This window comes from Oceanobacillus senegalensis (assembly GCF_900176885.1).
Classification (GTDB): domain Bacteria; phylum Bacillota; class Bacilli; order Bacillales; family Amphibacillaceae; genus Oceanobacillus; species Oceanobacillus senegalensis.
Map to the genome: position 1 here is coordinate 4023755 of NZ_LT839648.1, position 21044 is coordinate 4044798.

22 protein-coding genes and 1 riboswitch are annotated in these 21044 nt (G+C 37.3%); of the genes, 12 read left to right on the forward strand and 10 right to left on the reverse strand.

Translation table 11 applies throughout. The features are described from left to right. The first annotated feature begins 13 nt into the window (after positions 1-13). Together CAO17_RS19360 and CAO17_RS19365 are read left to right on the forward strand one after the other, a co-directional pair. Entirely contained in the window at positions 14-1339 is a 1326-nt protein-coding gene (locus CAO17_RS19360; protein ID WP_085994123.1) for a 6-phospho-alpha-glucosidase, read from the forward strand. Between the two features lie 69 nt (positions 1340-1408). Continuing rightward, complete coding sequence (locus CAO17_RS19365; protein WP_085994124.1) at positions 1409-1900, forward strand: PTS sugar transporter subunit IIA; 492 nt, start codon at positions 1409-1411, stop codon at positions 1898-1900. Positions 1901-2177: 277 nt separating this feature from the next. Here the strand turns inward: CAO17_RS19365 and CAO17_RS19370 are convergent, their stop codons facing one another. Then, complete coding sequence (locus tag CAO17_RS19370) at positions 2178-2831, reverse strand: TRAP transporter large permease subunit (RefSeq protein ID WP_281252951.1); 654 nt, start codon at positions 2829-2831, stop codon at positions 2178-2180. Positions 2832-3897: 1066 nt separating this feature from the next. Next, positions 3898-4101: a twin-arginine translocase TatA/TatE family subunit gene (gene tatA, locus CAO17_RS19375; protein ID WP_085994126.1), complete on the reverse strand. Its 204-nt coding sequence runs from the start codon at positions 4099-4101 to the stop codon at positions 3898-3900. Between the two features lie 516 nt (positions 4102-4617). Here tatA and CAO17_RS19380 point away from each other — a divergent pair. From CAO17_RS19380 to CAO17_RS19390, 3 genes are all read left to right on the forward strand, one after another. Continuing rightward, entirely contained in the window at positions 4618-5382 is a 765-nt protein-coding gene (locus CAO17_RS19380) for a gluconate 2-dehydrogenase subunit 3 family protein (protein WP_085994127.1), read from the forward strand. A gap of 90 nt (positions 5383-5472) precedes the next feature. Beyond that, positions 5473-7185, forward strand: coding sequence for a GMC family oxidoreductase (locus CAO17_RS19385; RefSeq protein WP_085994585.1), 1713 nt, complete (start codon positions 5473-5475; stop codon positions 7183-7185). 595 nt (positions 7186-7780) lie between these two features. After that, on the forward strand, positions 7781-8323 hold the full coding sequence (locus tag CAO17_RS19390; RefSeq protein ID WP_085994128.1) for an NADPH-dependent FMN reductase: 543 nt from the start codon (positions 7781-7783) through the stop codon (positions 8321-8323). A gap of 9 nt (positions 8324-8332) precedes the next feature. Here CAO17_RS19390 and CAO17_RS19395 read toward each other — a convergent pair whose 3' ends face one another. From CAO17_RS19395 to CAO17_RS19410, 4 genes are all read right to left on the reverse strand, one after another. After that, the gene (locus CAO17_RS19395) at positions 8333-8968 is read right to left on the reverse strand and encodes a LysE family translocator (protein WP_085994129.1); all 636 of its coding nucleotides are present in this window, start codon (positions 8966-8968) and stop codon (positions 8333-8335) included. Positions 8969-9100: 132 nt separating this feature from the next. Further along, entirely contained in the window at positions 9101-9589 is a 489-nt protein-coding gene (locus tag CAO17_RS19400) for a hypothetical protein (protein WP_085994130.1), read from the reverse strand. A gap of 151 nt (positions 9590-9740) precedes the next feature. Continuing rightward, positions 9741-9968 carry a DUF3953 domain-containing protein gene (locus tag CAO17_RS22160; protein WP_085994131.1) on the reverse strand — a complete coding sequence of 76 codons (228 nt, stop codon included), beginning with the start codon at positions 9966-9968 and terminating at the stop codon, positions 9741-9743. Between the two features lie 36 nt (positions 9969-10004). Next, a complete protein-coding gene (locus CAO17_RS19410) occupies positions 10005-10367 on the reverse strand; it encodes a hypothetical protein (RefSeq protein WP_085994132.1) in 363 nt (120 codons plus the stop codon). 937 nt (positions 10368-11304) lie between these two features. Here CAO17_RS19410 and CAO17_RS19420 point away from each other — a divergent pair. After that, entirely contained in the window at positions 11305-11658 is a 354-nt protein-coding gene (locus CAO17_RS19420; protein ID WP_085994134.1) for a hypothetical protein, read from the forward strand. Between the two features lie 539 nt (positions 11659-12197). Here the strand turns inward: CAO17_RS19420 and CAO17_RS19425 are convergent. From CAO17_RS19425 to CAO17_RS19435, 3 genes are all read right to left on the reverse strand, one after another. Continuing rightward, positions 12198-12371 (reverse strand): aspartyl-phosphate phosphatase Spo0E family protein, encoded by a 174-nt coding sequence (locus tag CAO17_RS19425; protein ID WP_085994135.1) that lies wholly within the window; start codon positions 12369-12371, stop codon positions 12198-12200. Between the two features lie 603 nt (positions 12372-12974). Continuing rightward, positions 12975-13484 (reverse strand): competence protein ComK, encoded by a 510-nt coding sequence (locus CAO17_RS19430; RefSeq protein WP_179151994.1) that lies wholly within the window; start codon positions 13482-13484, stop codon positions 12975-12977. 758 nt (positions 13485-14242) lie between these two features. After that, entirely contained in the window at positions 14243-15160 is a 918-nt protein-coding gene (locus CAO17_RS19435; protein ID WP_085994137.1) for a DnaD domain-containing protein, read from the reverse strand. A 402-nt stretch (positions 15161-15562) separates the two neighbouring features. Between CAO17_RS19435 and CAO17_RS19440 the strand changes: the two genes are divergently transcribed. The 3 genes from CAO17_RS19440 (at position 15563) to CAO17_RS21995 (ending at position 17531) form a co-directional block, all read left to right on the forward strand. Further along, entirely contained in the window at positions 15563-16138 is a 576-nt protein-coding gene (locus CAO17_RS19440; RefSeq protein WP_085994138.1) for a sigma-70 family RNA polymerase sigma factor, read from the forward strand. A gap of 74 nt (positions 16139-16212) precedes the next feature. Next, a riboswitch (purine riboswitch) is annotated at positions 16213-16316 on the forward strand. Positions 16317-16570: 254 nt separating this feature from the next. Then, positions 16571-17413, forward strand: coding sequence for a 5'-methylthioadenosine/S-adenosylhomocysteine nucleosidase (locus CAO17_RS19445; protein WP_085994586.1), 843 nt, complete (start codon positions 16571-16573; stop codon positions 17411-17413). Next, entirely contained in the window at positions 17403-17531 is a 129-nt protein-coding gene (locus CAO17_RS21995; protein WP_281252952.1) for a hypothetical protein, read from the forward strand. Before CAO17_RS19445 ends, CAO17_RS21995 begins: the two co-directional genes overlap by 11 nt. Positions 17532-17565: 34 nt before the next feature. Here the strand turns inward: CAO17_RS21995 and CAO17_RS21500 are convergent, their stop codons facing one another. Next, positions 17566-17862 carry a hypothetical protein gene (locus CAO17_RS21500; RefSeq protein ID WP_218775583.1) on the reverse strand — a complete coding sequence of 99 codons (297 nt, stop codon included), beginning with the start codon at positions 17860-17862 and terminating at the stop codon, positions 17566-17568. A gap of 324 nt (positions 17863-18186) precedes the next feature. Between CAO17_RS21500 and CAO17_RS21170 the strand changes: the two genes are divergently transcribed. The 3 genes from CAO17_RS21170 (at position 18187) to ilvD (ending at position 20840) form a co-directional block, all read left to right on the forward strand. Further along, complete coding sequence (locus CAO17_RS21170) at positions 18187-18330, forward strand: hypothetical protein (protein ID WP_179151995.1); 144 nt, start codon at positions 18187-18189, stop codon at positions 18328-18330. A 62-nt stretch (positions 18331-18392) separates the two neighbouring features. Then, entirely contained in the window at positions 18393-19067 is a 675-nt protein-coding gene (locus CAO17_RS19450) for a FadR/GntR family transcriptional regulator (protein WP_085994139.1), read from the forward strand. A 102-nt stretch (positions 19068-19169) separates the two neighbouring features. After that, complete coding sequence (ilvD, locus tag CAO17_RS19455; RefSeq protein WP_085994140.1) at positions 19170-20840, forward strand: dihydroxy-acid dehydratase; 1671 nt, start codon at positions 19170-19172, stop codon at positions 20838-20840. Positions 20841-21044: the final 204 nt, after the last annotated feature.

Here is a 21044-nt window from a genome sequence, read left to right on the forward strand (position 1 = left end):
AGGAAGGAATAATATGAAACAATTTTCAATCGTAATCGCAGGTGGAGGAAGCACATATACACCAGGTATCGTTATGATGCTATTAGATAACTTAGACCGTTTTCCAATTCGCACATTGAAACTGTACGATAATGATGCCCAAAGACAAGAAACACTTGGGAAAGCACTGGGAATTGTATTAAGTGAAAAAGCACCTGATATCGAATATCTTTATACAACAGATCCAGAGGAGGCTTTTACAGATGTTGATTTCTGTTTCGCACACATTCGTTCTGGACAATACAAAATGCGCGAACTAGATGAAAAAATTCCATTAAAACATGGTGTTGTTGGCCAAGAAACCTGTGGGCCGGGTGGAATCGCTTATGGCTTGCGTAGTATCGGTGACATGATTGAGCTGATTGATATCATGGAAAAATATTCACCAGACTGCTGGATGTTAAACTATTCCAACCCTGCAGCCATTATTTCCGAAGCGTGCCGTCATTTACGTCCGAATTCAAAAGTGCTTAATATTTGCGATATGCCTGTTGGAACACTCCGCAGAATGTCCCAAATTATTGGTAAAACGCCACAAGATTTAGAAGTACGTTATTTTGGATTGAACCACTTTGGCTGGTGGACAAGTGTGAAAGATAAAGAAGGAAACGAATATTTGCCCGAAATTCGCGACTATGTTTCAGAACATGGATACCTTACTCAAATTGAAGTAGATACGCAACATATGGACCAAAGTTGGCAGGAAACACACAAGAAAGCAAAAGACCTTTTAGCAATTGATCCTAGATTTTTACCGAATACGTATTTAAAATATTACTTCTATCCAGATTATGAGGTAGGACAAGCGAATCCAGAATATACGCGTGCAAATGAAGTAATCAATGGCCGTGAAAAGGAAGTATTTTCAACTGCCAGAACCATTTTAGAAAAAGGCACTGCTGAAGGAAGCGAATTTGCAATCGGAAGTCACGCTTCTTTTATCGTAGACTTAGCTCGTGCCATTGCATTTAATACACATGAAAGAATGATTATGATTGTGGAAAACAATGGTGCGATTGCAAACTTTGATAACGATGCGATGGTAGAGGTACCATGCATTGTAGGAACAGATGGACCAGAACCATTAAACCAGGGTATTATTCCCGGGTTTGAAAGAGCATTAATGTACCAGCAAGTAACAGTTGAAAAACTGGTTGTACAAGCGTATATGGAAGGTAGTTATCAAAAACTATGGCAGGCCTTAACGCTTTCTAAAACCGTACCAAGTGCGAAAGTAGCTAAAGATGTATTAGATGATTTAATTGAGGCAAACAAAGACTACTGGCCAGTATTGAAATAATGAGGTGGAAAAGGCGAAAAGAAATAGGACTTTCGCCTTTTCTATTACTATAATTTGGAGGAAATGAGTATGTTAAAGAAATTATTTGGTAAAAAGGAGATGCAAGATAATCTGGTTTCACCAATGACAGGGAATGTTATAAACATTGAGGATGTCCCAGATGGTATGTTTAGTCAAAAAATGCTTGGGGATGGGATTGCCGTTGAACCAAGGGAAGGAACCGTAGTCGCACCATTCGATGGGGAAGTTGTTCAATTTTTCCCAACCAAACATGCCATTGGAATTCGTGGAAACAATGGATTAGAAGTCTTAATTCATATTGGATTGGAAACGGTCGCATTAAACGGAGAAGGATTCCATGACTATGTCCAACAAGGTGATCACGTAAAAGCGGGTGATAAATTGATTAGCTTTGACATGGAATTGGTCAAGGAAAGAGCGGATAGTATTATTTCACCAGTAGTAATTACAAATTTTGATAGTGTTGAAGAATTGGTGAAAAGTAAGGAAAAAGCTGTACTCCGTGGGGAATCTGTGTTGTTGACGGTTAGAATGAAATAAAGAACGGGGAAACACAGGGGGCATTGGGGTCAGCACGCATATCCGAAGGAACGTGGAGAGTCGGAGATTGTTCAAGGAGAATAAATAAAAGGGTATTTCATTGATGTGCTTAATGAAGAGTCCTGCTCAGAGGTTTTCTGTGCAAGGTCTTTTTTACTTATAGGATATTTAGACGATATGTTATGGATTTATAAATGCAAGTTAAAAAGAAGTCTTGTCAGGAATATTTCTTTCAAGACTTCTTTTTGATTTTATTTACAATACTTCACATCATTAATCACTGTCCTATTAAACTAGGGAGCCATAGCGTAAGTGAAGGGATAAACGCTACAACTATAACGGTTGCCATTCCTACAAGAAAATAGGGTGTCAAATCCTTTAATGTATCCTCCATGCGAATCTTTCCAATCCGACATGAAACAAACAAAGAAGTTCCAACTGGTGGAGTAAATAGCCCTACGGAAAGGGTACAGAGCATAATGATTGAGAAATGCATTGGGTCCATACCCATTTCAGCTGTGATTGGATATAAAATCGGTACAAATATAAATATGTTGGGTACGGTGTCTAAGAACATACCACCTAATGTCATGACCAAAATGATAAGCAGTAGTAAAGCCCAGTTTGGAAGACCGAACCCTAGTAAGAGGTCTGATATTAGTTGAGGTACGCCCTCACTTATTAGTACCCATGAAAATATCATACTGGAGCAGACGATGAACATAACGACGGTTGTCGTATAGACGGTATCTCGTAAGGCTCGAGCAATTTGACGGAAATTTAGGGAACGATAGACAAAGGCTGAAATAACAAAGGCATAAACTGCTGCTAATGCTGCAGCTTCTGTTGCAGTAGCAATGCCCATTGCGATACTAAGTACGAGAAAAACTGGTAATACTAGAATTAAAGATGCACGAAAGAGTATGGTCAAAAACTAAAGAGGTTGTTATAAAAGAAAAAGGAATGGAAGTTTCAAATGATCCTTTTTTCAAATGATCCTTTTGATGTTGTTATAGAACTTGCTAAAACACAATTGAAAAGTTGGATAGGTATGGAATAAGCATCTCAAAAGAGGTGCTTTTTATTATGTCTTAAATTAAAAGGGGTATCTTTTCCTTTGTTCCAATCAAGGTAACGGGGAAAAGGTGGTAGATTGGAGTTTGATTATGCCAAATTGCGGAAACAGATACCCTGTACTATTTAACCATCAAATTAATGATTGTACAAATTTTAACGATAAATTTTGTGAAAAATGAGTGAAAAGAACCAAGGGACATGTGGTCAGGTTTATTTTGTAGGAGAAATTACTTTTTTGAGGACTATCGTATCACTGAATTTCAATTTTTTATATTCTTACTCAGTTGATTAGGTCGTGGAACGAGGAACCTGACCCTGTGTAAGAATTCTTACAAACGTTTGAACTAGTGTCAGGATAAGCCAAAGAAATTAAATACTTTATCTTATTCGACTAATTTGACAGGTTAGCAGGTAAATTAGATTCTTATTTCGACAGGGATTTGTCGATGGAAGAAGTGGGGGGATAAATGTATCAAACGTTTGTTTTAAATGGTATGGGAGGAAAATATCGAATGAAATACATGGAAAATGTATTTGTCTCTCGGTCCTACTAGTGAAGTCTTAGTTTCTTCATGATACATTGAACCTTCTTATGATTCACTTTTTATCCACGGTTTCTTCATTCTAGATGGATACGACGGTAACCATAATTGCCGTTATGTTCGTTGAAAATGGGGTGTTAAATGGGCACAGCTCCTTGTAAGACGTCTTTTAATCGGAATTCTTCTTTGAGTTCGAGTGCGCTCCTTGTGCTTTTCTAGATATCCCTCCGGATCAATTTTAAAAGCTCGCAACTTTTTTTAGTATATCTCCAATCGAAAGAGTTCGTTTTCTCTCCATAATAAAACACCCCAAAGGTAATTTTTGAAGCTAACTTCTGGGGTGCACTACATATCTATTCCAGTGTCCTACGTCCCTAACTACTTTTTTGGGGACGAGGAACCTGTACCTTTGTCTGTTGGCACTTCTGTGTCGTCCATGATTGTATTAGTTGCTTTTTTGAATTCGCGGAGGGTTTGTCCAAATGCGCTACCAATCTCGGGTAACTTACTTGGTCCGAAAATGATTAATGCTAATACGAGAATAAGAATTAAACCAGGTACACCAATTGTTGAAATTCCCATGTTTCCCACCTCCGATTTAGAATAATGATATTTCTTTATTGAACTCTTAACCGGTACGAATTGGCCCCGTCATTTTCCAATTACTTGATAATTCCTTCTGCTGCTCTTCCGATGAATGTGCTCATGATCAACGGTGTCTTCCGAAAAAGTTGGATAAAGCCAAGTGTTCCTATCCCAGTGGTAATCTGTATTATTTCTTCCCCTATTCCGAGATTGTAGGTAAAAATGGTCATTCTAGAATGTTATTTTCCCCATAGCGCTCGATGGTATTCAATGGATTTCGAAGTCATCCCTGGAAAATGAAATATTTTTAAACGGTTCATATATTCCTGTGTCTCAACATAATTCGACAGATGGTGTTTAATTTTATCAAAAATGGTTAATGATGGTATTACTCATTTTTTATTTTGTAACCCCTTTCAAAAAGGGGGCTTCTGGAATCCGTTAAATGTTGTGCATTAGAAAAAGAAGGAAAAATGGTTACTATACGATTTCACTTTATAGGAGGGTTAAAAGATGGCTGAAGAAAAAGAAAAAAATAAAACAACTACGCGAAGAGACTTTCTTAAAAAATCCGGTTATGTAACTGGTGGTTTAATTGGTGGTGGTGTTTTAGGTGGTGTAATCGGAAGTGGAATTTGGAACAATGAAACGGATTCTAACGTTGCAACCAAGGGGGAGCAGGAACAACAGCATGATCAGGCACTACAATACTTTAAGAATAGAGCGGATTTCAATATCCTGTCACAAGCAACGGAGCGAATTTTTCCAGAAGATGAGAATGGCCCAGGTGCAATTGCGTTAGGCGTACCTTACTATATTGATCATCAATTAGCAGGATTGTGGGGCATCAATGCAAGAGAGTATAGGCAAGGACCTTTTTATAAGGGGGAGCCGAACCAAGGTTATCAAACCCAATTAAATCATCGTGAGGTTTTTGAATTAGGAATTGAGGCACTAGAAAAGTATAGTCAATCGACATTTAACGATAGTTTTACGGCATTAGAACCCGAACAGCAAGATAAGGTACTCATGGCTTTTGATAATAATGAGGTGAACATGTCTGTTATTTCCTCCAGCCTCTTCTTTGAACTGTTACGAACATTGACTTTTGAAGGAGCTTATGCAGATCCGCTTTATAGTGGAAATAGAGATATGCAAGGCTGGAGAATGAAGGAATTTCCAGGTGTACAAATGAGTTATACAGATAAAATCGAATCCGAGGAATTTATCGAAATTGAACCAGCAAGCCTACATGATCGATTTAACGCTAACGCATAACGAAAAGTATGTGTTCAAAATGGAACGTGCCACCGAAAAACAGGTTGGGCTCTAGAGACGTGAATAGCTGAAAAAGGAGTGGAAATGGATATGGTTACGAAACTTCCTAAAACAGATGTTGTAACAGTAGGTGTAGGTTGGACAGGCGGTATTATCGCTGCTGAGTGCAGTAAAGCAGGATTAAAAGTTGTCGGATTAGAACGTGGTAGAAATCGCAGAACGGAAGACTTTTCCATGAAACATGATGAACTCCGTTACGCCCTACGATATGAAAATGGACAAGATTTATCCAGACAAACTATTACGTTTAGAAATAACAGTGGTCAGCGAGCATTGCCGATGCGTCAATTTGGATCCTTCCTATTAGGTGAAGGTGTTGGTGGGGCAGGTACGCACTGGAATGGCCTGACAGATCGCTATTCCCCCTATGATTTTGAAATCAGATCAAAAACCATTGATAAATACGGTGAGAAGAAAATAGCGGATGGATTAAATATCCAGGATTGGGGGATAACCTATGACGAAATCGAACCATACTATGTGAAATTTGAGAAAATGGCTGGTATTTCTGCTGACGAGACCCCGCTTCGAGGAGAACGTTCGGAGCCTTTTCCCAATCCACCATTGAAAGGTACGCCAGCGATGGATTTATTTATCGAAACAACGAAAAACATGGGGTTAGATCCTTTTGTCATGCCAGCAGCGAACAACTCTCAACCCTACGAAAATCCGGATGGCCAGAAAATAGGTGCTTGTCAATTAAAGGGATTTTGCGAACGATTTGGCTGTGAGTACGGTGCAAAAGCAAGTCCAAACATAACGGTTATTCCTACGGCAGAAGCGACTGGGAACTTCGAATTACGCCCAAATTCGGAGGTACTCGAAATCCTACATGACGGGGAAAAGGCAACAGGCGTGCTGTATATGGATAGGCGTACAGGGGAGCGATTTGAACAACCGGCAGAAGTGGTTGCGGTAACAAGTTATACGTTTAACAATACTCGCTTATTGCTCGCTTCAAACCTTGGTACGCCATATGATCCTGAAACCGGAAGAGGTACGATTGGAAAGAATTACTGTTATCAAGTGATTGTCGGTACGGATGGATTCTTCGATGATGAAAAGTTTAACGTTGCGATGGGCTCAGGAGGACTAGCTACAGCATTAGATAATTTTAATGCAGATAACTTTGATCATACAGACCATGACTTCCTGCACGGTGGTTCCATTCTAATGGGACAATACGGAAAAAGGCCAATCGCGAACAATCAAGTTCCTCCTGGTACGCCAAGATGGGGGAAAGAATTCAAAAACCAATCGATTAAATATTTTAACCGTCATCTCAACGTGTATACGTATGGTGCATGTTTGCCACATAAGAATAATTATTTGGATTTAGATCCGACATACAAGGATATAAACGGCTATCCACTTTTACGCATGACGTTCGATTATTCAGATACCGATCGAAACCGGGGGCATTTCCTAAATGAACAAACGAAGAAAATCATGAAAGAAATGGGAGCAACGCATGTATCAGAGAATGAACCCTTGGAGCATTATGACATAACCAGTTATAAAGCTACACATAATACAGGTGGAGTCATCATGGGAGCGGATCCGGAAACTTCAGCTGTCAATTCATACCTACAAATGTGGGATGCGGATAATGTGTTTGTCGTTGGTGGATCAGCATATCCCCACCAAAGTGGTTATAATGCAACTGCCACGTTAGGAGCACTTGCTTATCGAGCATCAGAAGGGATTATCAACTACAGCAAAGAAGGCGGATCACTTGTATAAGAAAGGGAGCAGGAACCATGGGAATTGGATGAAAACTCTCAGGTTGGTCTCTTTTATAAACATACAACAACGTGAATCTTTAATCTGTGGGGTATTGCCCCTCAACTTGCGGTAAAAGCACATCGACCTTTCAAAGAGGGGATGTGCTTTTGCTTTTTATTTCGAAAGCTGGGTGATGGAATGCCTTTTCGTTTGTAAAATTGTCTTGTCAAACTAAAGCACCAGATTAATTAAGAAAGTACCTTGTCAAAAAGTGTATCTTAAAAGAACAATCTTTTAGCAAACAGTCGAAATTTAAAAAAGTGCAATTCCTTATTTATGAATCGCACCCTATAATTATATTGATTCCTTTTTTCAGCTTTATAATTGCAGCCTTTTTAGCCCACCCAACTCGGATAAATTTCATCAGGTTTATCTGTTTAGGATAGATTTCCTTTTTGATAAGGATAGTTCAATTAGAATTTAATAATGATTACTAAACCGTTATTGACCGCAATCGAGATAATAAATTGTAAAATAATCATTTTTAAAATAAAATAAATATATATGGAGACTTAGTGTCTCATGAAACTTTATTTGAAAAGAGGTATGGATAATGAAACTTGTCGGTGTATCAGGAGCACTTGCTGGTGAAAAAACATCCGTCGCTGTACATGGTGTTTTGACTGCTGCTCGACGCCATGACTCGACTGTAGATACAGAATTAGTTGACTTGAGAGATTACGAAATTGAATTTGCTGTTGGACTCCCATTAGCTTCATATAATGAAGATACTTGGAATGTTGTTCAAAAAATTTTATCTGCTGATTTTCTCGTATTCGGCACACCTATTTATCAAGCATCCCTTTCTGGTGCATTAAAAAACCTACTTGATCACCTACCTGAATACGCATTTAGAAATAAAGTGACAGGCATGGTGGCAACAGGATGGACGAATAAACACTTTCTTGTATTAGAATATCATTTAGGATCCATCCTATCTTATTTTAAAGGACTTGTTCCAACTGGCAATGTCTTCATCCAAAACAATTCCTTTGATATCGAAAGTGATGAAATTATAGATGAACGAATTTCCGAGAGAATCCAAAAACTTGCCGAAGAAATGATTTATTTGCAACGTGGAATAATGAACAAATAATAATACTAGTTACACATAAGTTTTTAGCTGATGTATAAATTCATAACCAAAGTAGGCACTAAGTCCAAATAAAATAATTGCAGCTACAATCGCAGACCATCTTAATACTGTTTGATTTAAAAATCTTCTTGAAAAATGAACGATACTCATTAGTCCTATATCGTGGACTAATATTCCAAGTAAAATCCCTAATGCTACTACTGCAAAATGTGCTTGGTTCGCACCATTTATAGAAGATATTATTAATGGACCGAATATACCAATCCAAAACACTATATTCCCTGGTGAAACTGCCATTAAGAAACCCGAAGTAAACGCCTTTGCCAATGATTTTTTTGGAGTAGCTTTACTAAAATCAACTTTATTTTTTGATTCTTTTAAGCTATCAATCCCAATTATTAATAAAAAGATGCTTCCGATAAGCCACATAATGAGTTCAACCATCGGATGAGCTAAGAAATGTGAAAACCCAAAGTAAACTAATACAATTAATGTTAAATCTATTGTCATTCCACCTAATCCCACAAACCATCCACTTAAAAAGCCTTTTCTCAATGCCTGATTAACCATTTGTACAGTCATTGCTCCTGGGGTTATAGAGATTACTAAACCTAATAGAAAATATGTAATGAAAACTGTTATCATTCTTTGCACTCCTTCACAATAACAACTAACTATAGCTCCTATTCTAATACTACCATAATATTTAAACACTATTTCCCGAAGAAAAAGGCGACCATTTGGATGATCGCCTGCCTCACTTTTGCACCAATTAGCTTAATATTCATTACTTAAATCAATTCTTTCTTTTACCTTCTTATCCGTATTTATGTCTTTCCACTCAATAGTCAGATAAATATCAGTTATATCATCCATTTTAATTGTTTCGCCATCTTTGTTTAGTGGAGCATCGCCTTCAATAGTTCCAGTGTTTACTTGTGACACATCAGTTTCGCTTCCAGTTACTTTCTTCGCCTGTATTACTGTATCCTCACCATTTATTACAGCATGAACTTCAAAATAGAAATAATCTGTTTTATATTCAGAACTACCTTTCATGTCTAAGGTTCCATTCCCTGCTTTAAGTACATCTGACGTTAGTGAAATTTGATAAGAATTTGCTATCCAATTTTCGCTTTCTCCCATCAATGTTACTTCCTTTGTTTTTTGTTCACTACTTTGATTTTCCATATCTCCATTTCCACAAGCAGAAAGGATAAAAATTACTGATAATAATAGTGTTAAAAATAGATATAATTTTTTCATCTTGTTTCTCCTTTCTGTTTTCTAACTTATATATGTCAATTTAACATTTATAAGACCGTCACTTTTTCCAGACTTATCAATTCTCCTGACCCTATAACGAAAGAAGCGAATACCTTGTTAAGCATTCGCACCCGTTTGTTTAATTGTACTATCATAATAATTTATTTGAAATTGCTGTTAAACAAATGAGGAAAAATCCAAATAAATAAAAGTACCCTAATCCCTTTCTTTTTTCTTTCACGTTCTCTATACCAAACGATAGTAACATAATAGGAGCGAGGTAGAAGATAAAAGTAAAAGTGCTATCGAATATAAGCCTATATACAAATAACAAAATAACTAAAATTGCCAAGGTTAAATTAAAATTTCGTAATAACATTTTCTACCACCTTTTAATAAAACTCACTTTGTAGTCTCACATTGAAGTAAACTGCTTCTTTATCGCAATAAGAGCTACGTTTCTTGTTCCAGATAAGCACCCTTTACTTAAATAAAAGCTAACATAAAAATTATAAGAACAACTACGGGAAAAAATTATAAAAAACCAATTTAATCCCTGTAATAGCCATATCAAAAACCTATTCTTTTTTGCTGTGTATTTTCTAATATAGAAAAAAGAAATCAAACCAAATAAAGGCGTTAATAAATTAAATGGTCCCCCATAGTTCGGAACAGAGGCATCTATTAACTCCTCAACCATAAAACAAAATAAGATAATATTGATAACCAATAATAATAATGGAATCCATAATTTGAATTCACCTGATTTGTTAGTCATTTAGAATACTACTCCCCTTAAATACATTCAAAATTAGTCTGTTTAAGAAAAAGACATTTTCCAGTTATTTTAGAAACGCACCCGTAAGCACAATATCTAAAAATCTAGAATTAGTTCTTCTTAAAATAAACTATTAAACCAAATAGAACTCCATAAAACAGTGACATCAACAGTGAGAATGTCCCATAACTTAGGTCAAATAAAATATTACTTCCAAACAAAGGTGTTATAAAGATTAGGTAGAAGGGATACTGTATTGATGCTATTACATCTAAAATGCCATTGCCAATCATAGCGTGTTCAAATGTTGTGATAACAAATATAATTACCCCTGATATGACCCCGAATATTGAAAATATCTTTAATATCTTACTTCCCTTTTTAGCGTACAGTAGTAAAAAGACCATAAACAGTATTGTTACCACAAGGTTGAAAATGTCGATTGTCGAATCAGGATGTTTGATTGACGGCATCAAATTTATTGAAAAAGCCAACAAGAATGAGCCTATTAACGATATTAAGAATAAATACTTCATATAAAACCCCTCATATTAAATTTTCTTACTCCACTAACCTGCCCGTTAGTTTAAGTACATTTGTTCACAAACTCTATATTTATTTTAACATAAAAATATTATTTTCTGATTGACATTAAAAAGCAGCATCGCAAATAACATTATAATTCACATAGGAGATTGCACTTTGACAATAGCTATTGTCGATATGTTATTAGGCTTGCGATTTTGTGTGCTAATTAAAGTGTTGATATATTAGGAAAATTAGCAGACCAAATCTGCTAATTGGTATGCTATTTCGTATGTTTCTCCACCGAAACGGAGCTACTTAATCTAAAAATCCTTTGTTTTCGTATGACTTCCAAAAGGCTGGGTAAGCTATGACAGGAGAAGTTAGCCATGACAAGATGAGGAGGATTTATATGACGAAGAAAATCCTATTCAAATTAGGTACCCCTATTTTAGCATTATCACTTGTAGCGGCTTGTGGTGGTACAACTGAGGAAGATCCGATTGAAAACGAGGAAAATTCGGTTGAAAACGAGGTAGATCCGGTTAAGAACGGAACAGAAACAAATCAGGTAGAGTATAATGGTATAGAAATTGAACCTACTGAAAATGAAACGGACGATGACTTTGGTAAGAAACTAGATGAGGATACACATGTAGAAGATGACATCCCTAGAAATCATCTAGAGAAGGACGAAGAAACAGAAAGCTCAAGCGACGATGATAATAAAAATTCAGATGACGAAGCAAGAGATAGTTCAAATTAATGAAAATGGGATGTGGGGTCAAAAGTAGGAAACCTGACCCTGTGTCCCTGATACAAACGTTTGAACTAGTGTCAGGATTAGTCAAATGGGTTAAATACTTTACTTTATTCGACTAATTTAATCGGGTAGCAGGTTGATTAGATGGTTATTACGACAGGGAGTTGTCGATGGAATAAGAGGGGAATAAATGTATCAAACGTTTGTTTTAAATGGAAACGAAAAACATGGACGATGTACCTGTATCCGTCCTTTGATCACATATAAGGTACCTTCCAGTCAAATTCACGAATTAGAGATTTTAGTGTAATGATAATCTATTTTCTCTTTTAACTCCCTTTGAGTTTTAGGATCAATGCAATCCCTAAAAAGGATGTTATAGTAGCTAAGTCGTAATGTATGCCATATATGTTTGAGTCTATTCATGCGGATCACCTTTTGTTTTCTTATTTTGTGTGCTTGTTGTTGTTCCTATCTAAAGTCTTAATCGTGTTGCCGATAAATGGTGCATCATTTATCGTTCGCCTGTTGTGAATGACCTTCTACCTTACAATTCGTTGGTATTTTATAATTAAATCATCTAACTCCTGACTATATTTCAATGTTATTTTACTGCCTATCCCGTATTGTTTAGCAACTTTTAACATCACATTTCTCTTATGATTAATTAACTCCATTAGTTCTCCCATTGTTTCTTCCTTACGTCCATAAACCATGGTTACAAAATTCCTTTCATTACAATTTTTGGTTTAAAACTTAAGAAAGGCTAGCTATATAACGGGGTACACCATGATGAAAGCTTTTTCGGCAACGAGACTAGCCTAACGAATATGCTTCAGGTCTTTTGCTTTAGCCCTGTTCATTCCCTAAGTTTGCTGTAATCATTCAACATAACCACGTTTTACCATTTATATTATCGGTAAAAAAGTATGATTATGAAGTGGTTTTTTGAATTTATTAAGACTTATGATGGATTATTTAATTCTTTATAGGTATTTTAACGGACATGGGTATCTCGTTTCGTCTGATGGGAATGTACATAATTGATGTAGAGATGAAGATCTTATGCAAATTTTGGTTAAAGAGGACACACACATTTTAGAGCTGATTATGGTTATGATTCATGTTCCATTCATTTGAAGACGCAACGCCCAAGGAAATATCCTGTAACTGTCTTCATCAAGGGGATAGATGACCCATCATATCTTCTAGCAGTGGAATAGCGTTATGTCATGATAGGAAAGGTTCTCGTGGATTCTTGGTTGTAATATGTATCAGTAACAGAGAACCTATCCCTTGTCCTTTTATGCTAATTCTATTTAATGGATGATGCTATCCGTTCCTGTTATGGTCTCCATTATCGTTTGTAATCCTTTTATACAGGTTAGGGTTCGTTTCATTTGCTTTTGTAGGATATAACGCGTAACTTCCATCCGATGTTGTGTACCATTCATAAAGGTGATAATGGAATGTTGTTCAGGACTTGTACTAGCATAATCTTTTTTAATATCCAATATAGAGTGGTACAGGAACCAATGACATTCTTGATCCTTAATGGAATGACTAGGAAATATATATAAGTTTAGCTCTGGATAAAGTGGAATAGGAACTTTCTTTTTAAAGCCAGTACGATTAATCACTGCGTTCCTTCTTCCTTCATATGTACATAAATAGTCTTGACAGGATGAACGGATTAACTCGATTGCTGTTCTCTTTACAGGGATCCATTTATCTTGCTCCACTACCATTGTCTCGTATTCTATTTCCTTCGCAGGAATTAGGGCCATCGTATTTGGGGTGATTGTATAATCATTTAAAATCTTAGTCATGTGCATGCGCTCCTTGTATAAAGTTTGAATCGGCTCTATGTAATGGGCTAAGAAGTTGAATTGAACAGCCTAATTGTTGCTTTATTCCTTGTCGAATCAAATCTAAGTTGGTTAACATAGTGGGTATATCTAAGATGTATGGACATTCGAATACATGTCGTTTGGCATCTATTCGAACATGTTATGTATTCCCGTTTTTAAAACAATGAATCAGCTAGAAATGGTATGAATCTTTTTTTGCTTTGCTTTTGTAACGACGTACTCAAAATAGTTGGTTAATTCGATTAAGCCCTCACTTGACAACGCTTTCCATTTTTCTAGGATGGATGACTCCTGCCTGATCAAATTGTTTCAGGACTTCATTAATGCATGTAACGTGGTGGTATATGCCTCATCATGTTGAAATTCCTTTTCACGCATCAGATAGTCTAAGGAGACCTTAAATAGGTCAGCTTATCTGTAACATTGTTAAAATGTCAGGAGTCCTTTCCCTCCGTGTATAATTACCAAAGGTGTTGTCCGAATAGCCAAGTTGATGACTTACTTCCTTTTTCGATTTTCTTCACGTTTGTCTATACGTAAATAAAAACTTTGAATCATATAATGACCTCCTTTTGTCTTGTGTATATATTACTATATGTTTTACAATTCAAAAGTGAGGAATATCACACTTACTAGATAAATTTGGTAAAATAAACAAAATGTGTGTGTTATGTTTATTTTGAAGAGCAAACACACGAGTCGTGTGTGGTAGCCCCTTAGTCTTCGGAGAGGCCGTACAGTTTCATTGCTTGTTTTACGGACATTCCTTTGTTAGGTGTGTTATCCTTCCGCTCCATTTCCTTCCGTTGTGCCTCTAATCGATTCTTTCGTTGCCGCTCCTTAAACCAATCTGGAACAATATCCTTGGATGAATACGATGCACTATATCCTTGACTAGCTTTCTTTTTATTTCGAAATGCTCTATCTTCTTCCTTAGCTGCCGTAAGGGTTAGGATTCCTTTATCCTTCCATGACTGTAGGATACTTTTCACATAGTTCCAGCTGGTTTTATTCCTCTCTAATGTCCGTTTCATGGCTTCTATCACCAAATCTTCATCCATTTCGTTTAACCATTCTTGTAGGGAGTTAGAAATATAGGGACTGATTTTTCCAAAATTCTCTTGATAAAACAAGAATGCTTCTGATGTATATAAGGTACTTGTTAAATTATCTTTCTTTTTACCTACCTTCTGTTTAAATAATGGGTCCTTATGTTGGTCTTTCTCTTGGCCCGTTGTATCGCCTGTATCTTGGTCTGTTCCCTGGTCTGCATGTTGGTTATTTTCTTGGCCCGTATCTTGGTCCTGGTCCTTATGTTGGTCCGCCTCCGCGTTCACACGCTGGTCTCTATCCAATACAAGGGATTTCATTTGGTAGATTGGTGCTTGACCACGACTACGAGATTGATAGTCTATGTATCCCTTTTCTTTTAGCTCCGTTCGAGCACGTTTGAAGGAAGTTACTTTTAAGCCAGATTTCATACGTAATACGGTACCAGCAACCGTAAATGACGGACACCATCTTGTTTTGTTATAGATGTGCATTAAGGCAAACCATAGGGAAGTAGCTGAGCTTGACAGTGGATCCGTTTCCATCCGGTCATAAAACGCATTCACTTCTTTAATGTAATTCATTCTAATCACCTTTCTGATATATATGTCTTATATTTAATACAAATTTATCCTATAGCAACCTAAAAAATCTGTCGAATCCGCTAACTTTAACGTTTTGGTCTAAAATACCATGTTAAACGGCCTTTTTGTGGGTAATATTACCTATATTTTGACGAAAATGATAAGTTAGGCACTTTTTTACTTTCATAGAATTTTCCTGGTAAGAAAATATGCCTTAACTTGGACAATGGAATGATTTTCACCTTTTTAACCCCTTATTTTATGGGCTTTCTCTTTTATTTTTTGCTTAAAAGTCTAAGTTAGCGTGTTTGTCGGAATGGGGATGCTGTTTTATGATGAGCGCAGGTTAAGCCGCGGGGCATAGGTTCTATGTCCAGAAATAGAATAGGGAGGAAGATGACAATGGAAAACAAGCAATCCTTTACGTTTGAGGAGATTTTTAAACAGAATGAAAACAGGATCCACTACTTTATCCAGAAACTTGGTATTCGTGATCCGAATCGGGAGTTTTATACAGAAGGCTTGTACGCCATGTGGATGGCATATAAGAAATACAATCCGGATAAAGGCCCACTCTCCACGTACTTCAACTACTCCATCCGGAACCATCTCATCGATACACTACGCAAGGAAACGAGAGTTCAACAAAAGAACGAGGCGTTTGTCCAAGAGGAAATCGCCAAGGTGTATCAAGGAAATCGATACGGAAACTCCAAGCTCCCGATTATACAGTCATCCGAAATAGAGGTAGAAGATCCTGAATACTGGAAGCAAGTGTTTAACCGATTAACAAACAAGCAGGCTAAATGGGTGTATTACCATATTATTTTGGAAATGCCCTTGAAAGAAATTGCCGAACGAGAAGGTGCAAGTGTTGAAGCAGTCAAAGACTGGGGAAAACAAGCAAGGAAAAAATTAAGAGGATGGGCAGAAGGGACGCGGGGTCGCCCCCGCGTCCCTAAAAACACGAACGATTAGATGCGTGTTTTTGTTTAATGTTCAGTTTTAGGGTTGATTCCCTGTAGATTCTCTGTTATATTATCAAGGTACTAGTTATTATTCATATCGTTACTCGTATATTCTCAGTAATATGGTCTGAGTGTCTCTACCTGGTTCCCACTTAAAGAACCGGACTACGAGTTAAAGTATAAGAGAAGGTTGAGAGTGGCTGTTTTTCTATGACAGAAACTCTTGCATCTGATTGATTTTACATTTCCTCTCTTTACCATACTTTGACTACGTAGGTCTGGAAGGTAGAAACATTCTACATTTTCCAGGCCTTTTTATGATGAGAAATGGAGTATATCAAAATGCAGGGAGGAAACTAGAATGAATGAAACAGCTTTTAAAGGAAAGAAAGGAAGGAAATTACCTTTTACTATATTGATAGTTGGCCTATTATTATTTGTAATGACAGCTTGCAGTTCTCCTTCAACTTCGGAAAGCACATCAGATAATGCGGAGCAAGAAACAGAGGAAAATGCACAAAGGCCTATTATGATTCAAGGTCCAATGCCGATTGAAGCAGAGGAATTTGCACAAAGATTAGAAAATGTTGAAAAGGAAAAATCCGCAACGTTTGATTTTTATATTGGAACGGTAGAAGATTATCCAGTTATTGTTGCTCAAACCGGAAAAGGAATGGAAAACACGGCAGCTGCGACGGCAATAGCTATTGAAAAATACAATCCTATTGCAATCATTAATCAAGGGACATCTGGTGGTCATGATCCCGATTTACATGTATTTGATATCGTATTAGGGGAAAGAACCGTAAATATCGGTGCATTAAAAACAAGTCATAAAGAAGAAAATGAAGGCATTGCGCCAAAAGAATGGATACCGATGGATCTGATGGCTTCTGAAGGAAGTGCTGGGGAAGATCCAAATGCGGAAAAGGCTCGTTACTACGAAGGGGACGAGGACCTACTAGCAGCTGCTAATGCTGTGAAAGACACTTATACAAAGGGTGAAGTGGTGGAAGGAACCATTGGCTCTGCTGATTTTTGGAATAATGAAGTGGATCGCATCAATTGGATTCACAAAAACTTTGGCACATCTGTAGAAGAAATGGAAGGTGCTGCAGCAGCACAAATTGCTGAAGCTTACGATGTCCCATTCCTTGGTATTCGCATATTATCCAACAACAAAGTGAATGGCGGGGAATATAACCCGAATACAGCTGAAGCCAATCAGGAATATGTATATGAAGTCGTGAAGGAATATATTTCGATGCTATCCGATGAAAAATAATGAAGCTGGAAAAGATGAACAAATGATGCGTATCATTTGTTCGTCTTTTTATATACCAAGAGACGAAGTAGACTTATTATGCGAGGTTTTACATTTCGATCCTTCGATAAAAACGTAATAACAAAGGCGATACAACCTATTTTTCTCACATTCTAAATACCATATGTATTAAAAATTTCAGGAAACGAAATGATGAGCAACCATCCTATAATTACAGTTGCATAAAAACAAATCCAGCTTATTATTCTTATCCTTTTATCAATTTCAGACTTTTTCTCTACTTTACTAATGTAACTAATGATTACTCCGTAACAAACAAAAGGGATTATCCCTACATAGTTGAATCCTAAAAGAATCGATTTATCTACCGAAAATAAAACAACCACTAATAGAATCACGGCAATTGCTATTTTATTTAGTATCGTATGAATCGAAATCCCCCCCAACATTTTCTTATGTATATCTGGCCATTATCTAACTATCTTACCCTACAATATTAGCATAATATTTCCATTATTTTATAAAAAAATAAAAGATAATCCCTGTAATTGTCTTGTTGAAGAAACGTTTTTACTATCTATAAATAGCTTCAGTTTCCGACGACTTGGATAAAGACCACATGCTCTTGGTGGATGAAACAAACGTTTGAACAATTGCCGTAAAAAAACAAAAGAGTTTCATTCTACACCTTCTTCGACATTTATGTTGAAATCGTGGAAGATGATATAGGAGTTTCGACATGGATTTGTCGATTGAAGGGGATGAGGAGTTGCTTGATCAAACGTTTGTTTAAAATGAAAAGCCATTGGGGGCATGAAGCAATGAACGAAAGACATCGCCTTCTTAATCAAGAAAAGCTCCCTGTTGTGGAAGTTAATGTAAAGCGCCTACTTTGTGCAATAGTACCACATGTCTAAATAAAATTTTATAACCCATATGCTATACTAAAAAAAACAAAACAGGGTGGGTGATAAAGGATATGGTTCCAAAAAGGTTATCTGACCATATTGCAGACGACATTATTGCGATGATTACAATAGAAAAACGTTTTAAACCAGGAGAAAAACTACCAAACGAAATAGAGCTATCCGAAGAACTTGATATCAGCCGGACGACGTTACGGGAAGCAATCCGCATTCTTGTGACAAACAGCATTTTAGAAATTCGCCGAGGAAAAGGCACATATGTTAAAGATGATGTCGATATCAACAACATCGGGTCCTTAAGCTCCCTTACCAATGCCAAAATCAATACGAAAGATTTATATGAAATCCGCCTCATTTTTGAACCAGAAGTTGCTTACCTTGCAACCATTCGGGCGAGTAAAGCGGAGTTAAAACGAATTATCGATTACGGATCGTTAATAGAAGAAAAAGTAAAAAACAACGAAGATCGCACGGATTTGGAGCATAAATTCCATCAATCCATCGTGAAAGCGACACATAATGCATTTATGGAAAGACTGATGCCCGTCATCCAACAAGCGATAGCAAAAGGCGTTATTTTATCTACGGAAAAAGAAATGGCGATTAAAGATACAATCAGCGACCATCGAATGATTATGGATTTTATGCAAAACCGCAATCCAGAAGGGGCAAGAAGTGCGATGAAGATTCATATTTTACATGCAATGAAAGAACTTGGAGTAGAATAACTTTTTTTAAAAATCCAGAGAGATGTCATACAACCTTATTGACGGCAGACAACACAACCCTTAAAATAATCATAATCATTCATTTTTTTTAGGGGGAGCAAAATGAGAAGTGATAAAATCAAAATTGGGCTCGATCGTGGTCCACACCGTAGTCTCTTGTATGCCACAGGAAAAGTAAAACCAGGAGATTTAGAAAAACCATTTATCGGGGTATGTAACTCGTATATCGATATCATCCCAGGGCACGTGCACCTGCGTGAATTCGCTGATGTCGTAAAAGATGCCATTTATGAGGCTGGTGGCATTCCATTTGAATTTAATACAATCGGTGTTGATGATGGGATTGCAATGGGACATATCGGAATGCGTTATTCCCTCCCGAGTCGAGAATTGATTGCCGACAGTGCAGAAACGGTCATTAATGCACACTGGTTTGACGGTGTCTTTTATATTCCGAACTGTGACAAAATCACACCTGGAATGCTAATGGCAGCAGCTCGTACAAACGTTCCTTCTGTTTTTGTTTCTGGGGGGCCCATGGAAGCAGGCATTAGCCAGGATGGGAAGAATTTGTCATTAACATCCGTTTTTGAAGGTGTTGGTGCGGTAAAAGCTGGTAAAATGTCCGAAGAGGAATTCGGCTTCATTGAACAAAACGCTTGTCCGACATGTGGCTCTTGTTCTGGGATGTTTACAGCAAATTCGATGAACTCTTTAATGGAAATGTTAGGAGTTACACTTCCTGGTAACGGATCGATTGTCGCAACTAGTGAAAAACGAAAAGAATTAATCTATGAAGCTGCCAAACATCTCGTTCGCATGGTAAAAGAAGACGTTAAACCACGTGACATCATTACAAAAGAAGCGATTGATGATGCATTTGCATTAGATATGGCAATGGGTGGTTCCACCAATACGGTTTTACATACATTAGCTATTGCGAATGAAGCTGGTATTGACTATAACATGGAAGACATTAACAAAGTCGCAGAACGCGTGCCATATCTTGCAAAAATTATGCCGGCATCCGATATCTCGATGGATGATATAAACAAAGCAGGTGGTATCAGTGCGATTATTAATGAACTAACGAAAATTCCGGGCACCATGCACCCAGAACGTTTGACGATTACAGGCCAAACGATGGGGGAGCTTGTTAGCGGATATGAAATCACTAACGATAAAGTTATTCGTACGAAAGACAACCCGTACAGTCCAGTTGGTGGACTTTCCGTTCTTTTCGGTAACCTAGCGCCAGAGGGTGCGGTCATTAAAGTTGGTGCGGTAGACCCGAGCATTAACGTATTTGAAGGGGAAGCCATTGTCTTTAACTCACAAGATGAAGCACAAGAAGCAATTGATAACGGGACAGTAAAAGAAGGACATGTTGTCGTCATTCGTTATGAAGGACCAAAAGGCGGACCAGGTATGCCTGAGATGCTCGCTCCAACGTCTGCTATCATGGGACGTGGACTTGGTAAATCTGTTGCACTTCTCACAGACGGCCGTTTTTCTGGTGCATCACGCGGAATTTCAGTCGGACATATTTCACCCGAAGCTGCAGAAGGTGGGCCAATTGCATTAATTGAAAATGGAGATACGATTACGATTGACCTACCAAACCGTACCATAAACGTTGACCTAACAGATGAAGCTTTAGAAGAAAGAAAGAAAAACCTACCAACATTCGAACCGAAGATTAAACACGGTTGGTTAGGAAGGTATTCGAAGTTAGTAACAAATGCATCAAACGGTGGCGTGATGAGCATATAATTGTCATATATAATAGATAAGCTTAATGGATGAATAGTAAAGCATCTTTACGAGGAAATAAACGTTTGGCCCTTTGAAACCAAGCGTTTATTTCCTTATTTTTTTAACCGGGGTTTTTTATTATTGGGTCGTTCTACAGTTCCTTTTTCCAGATTTCCTCCGCTGGTTTTGTCTATTTATCATTCAAAACGTTCATGATGGTTG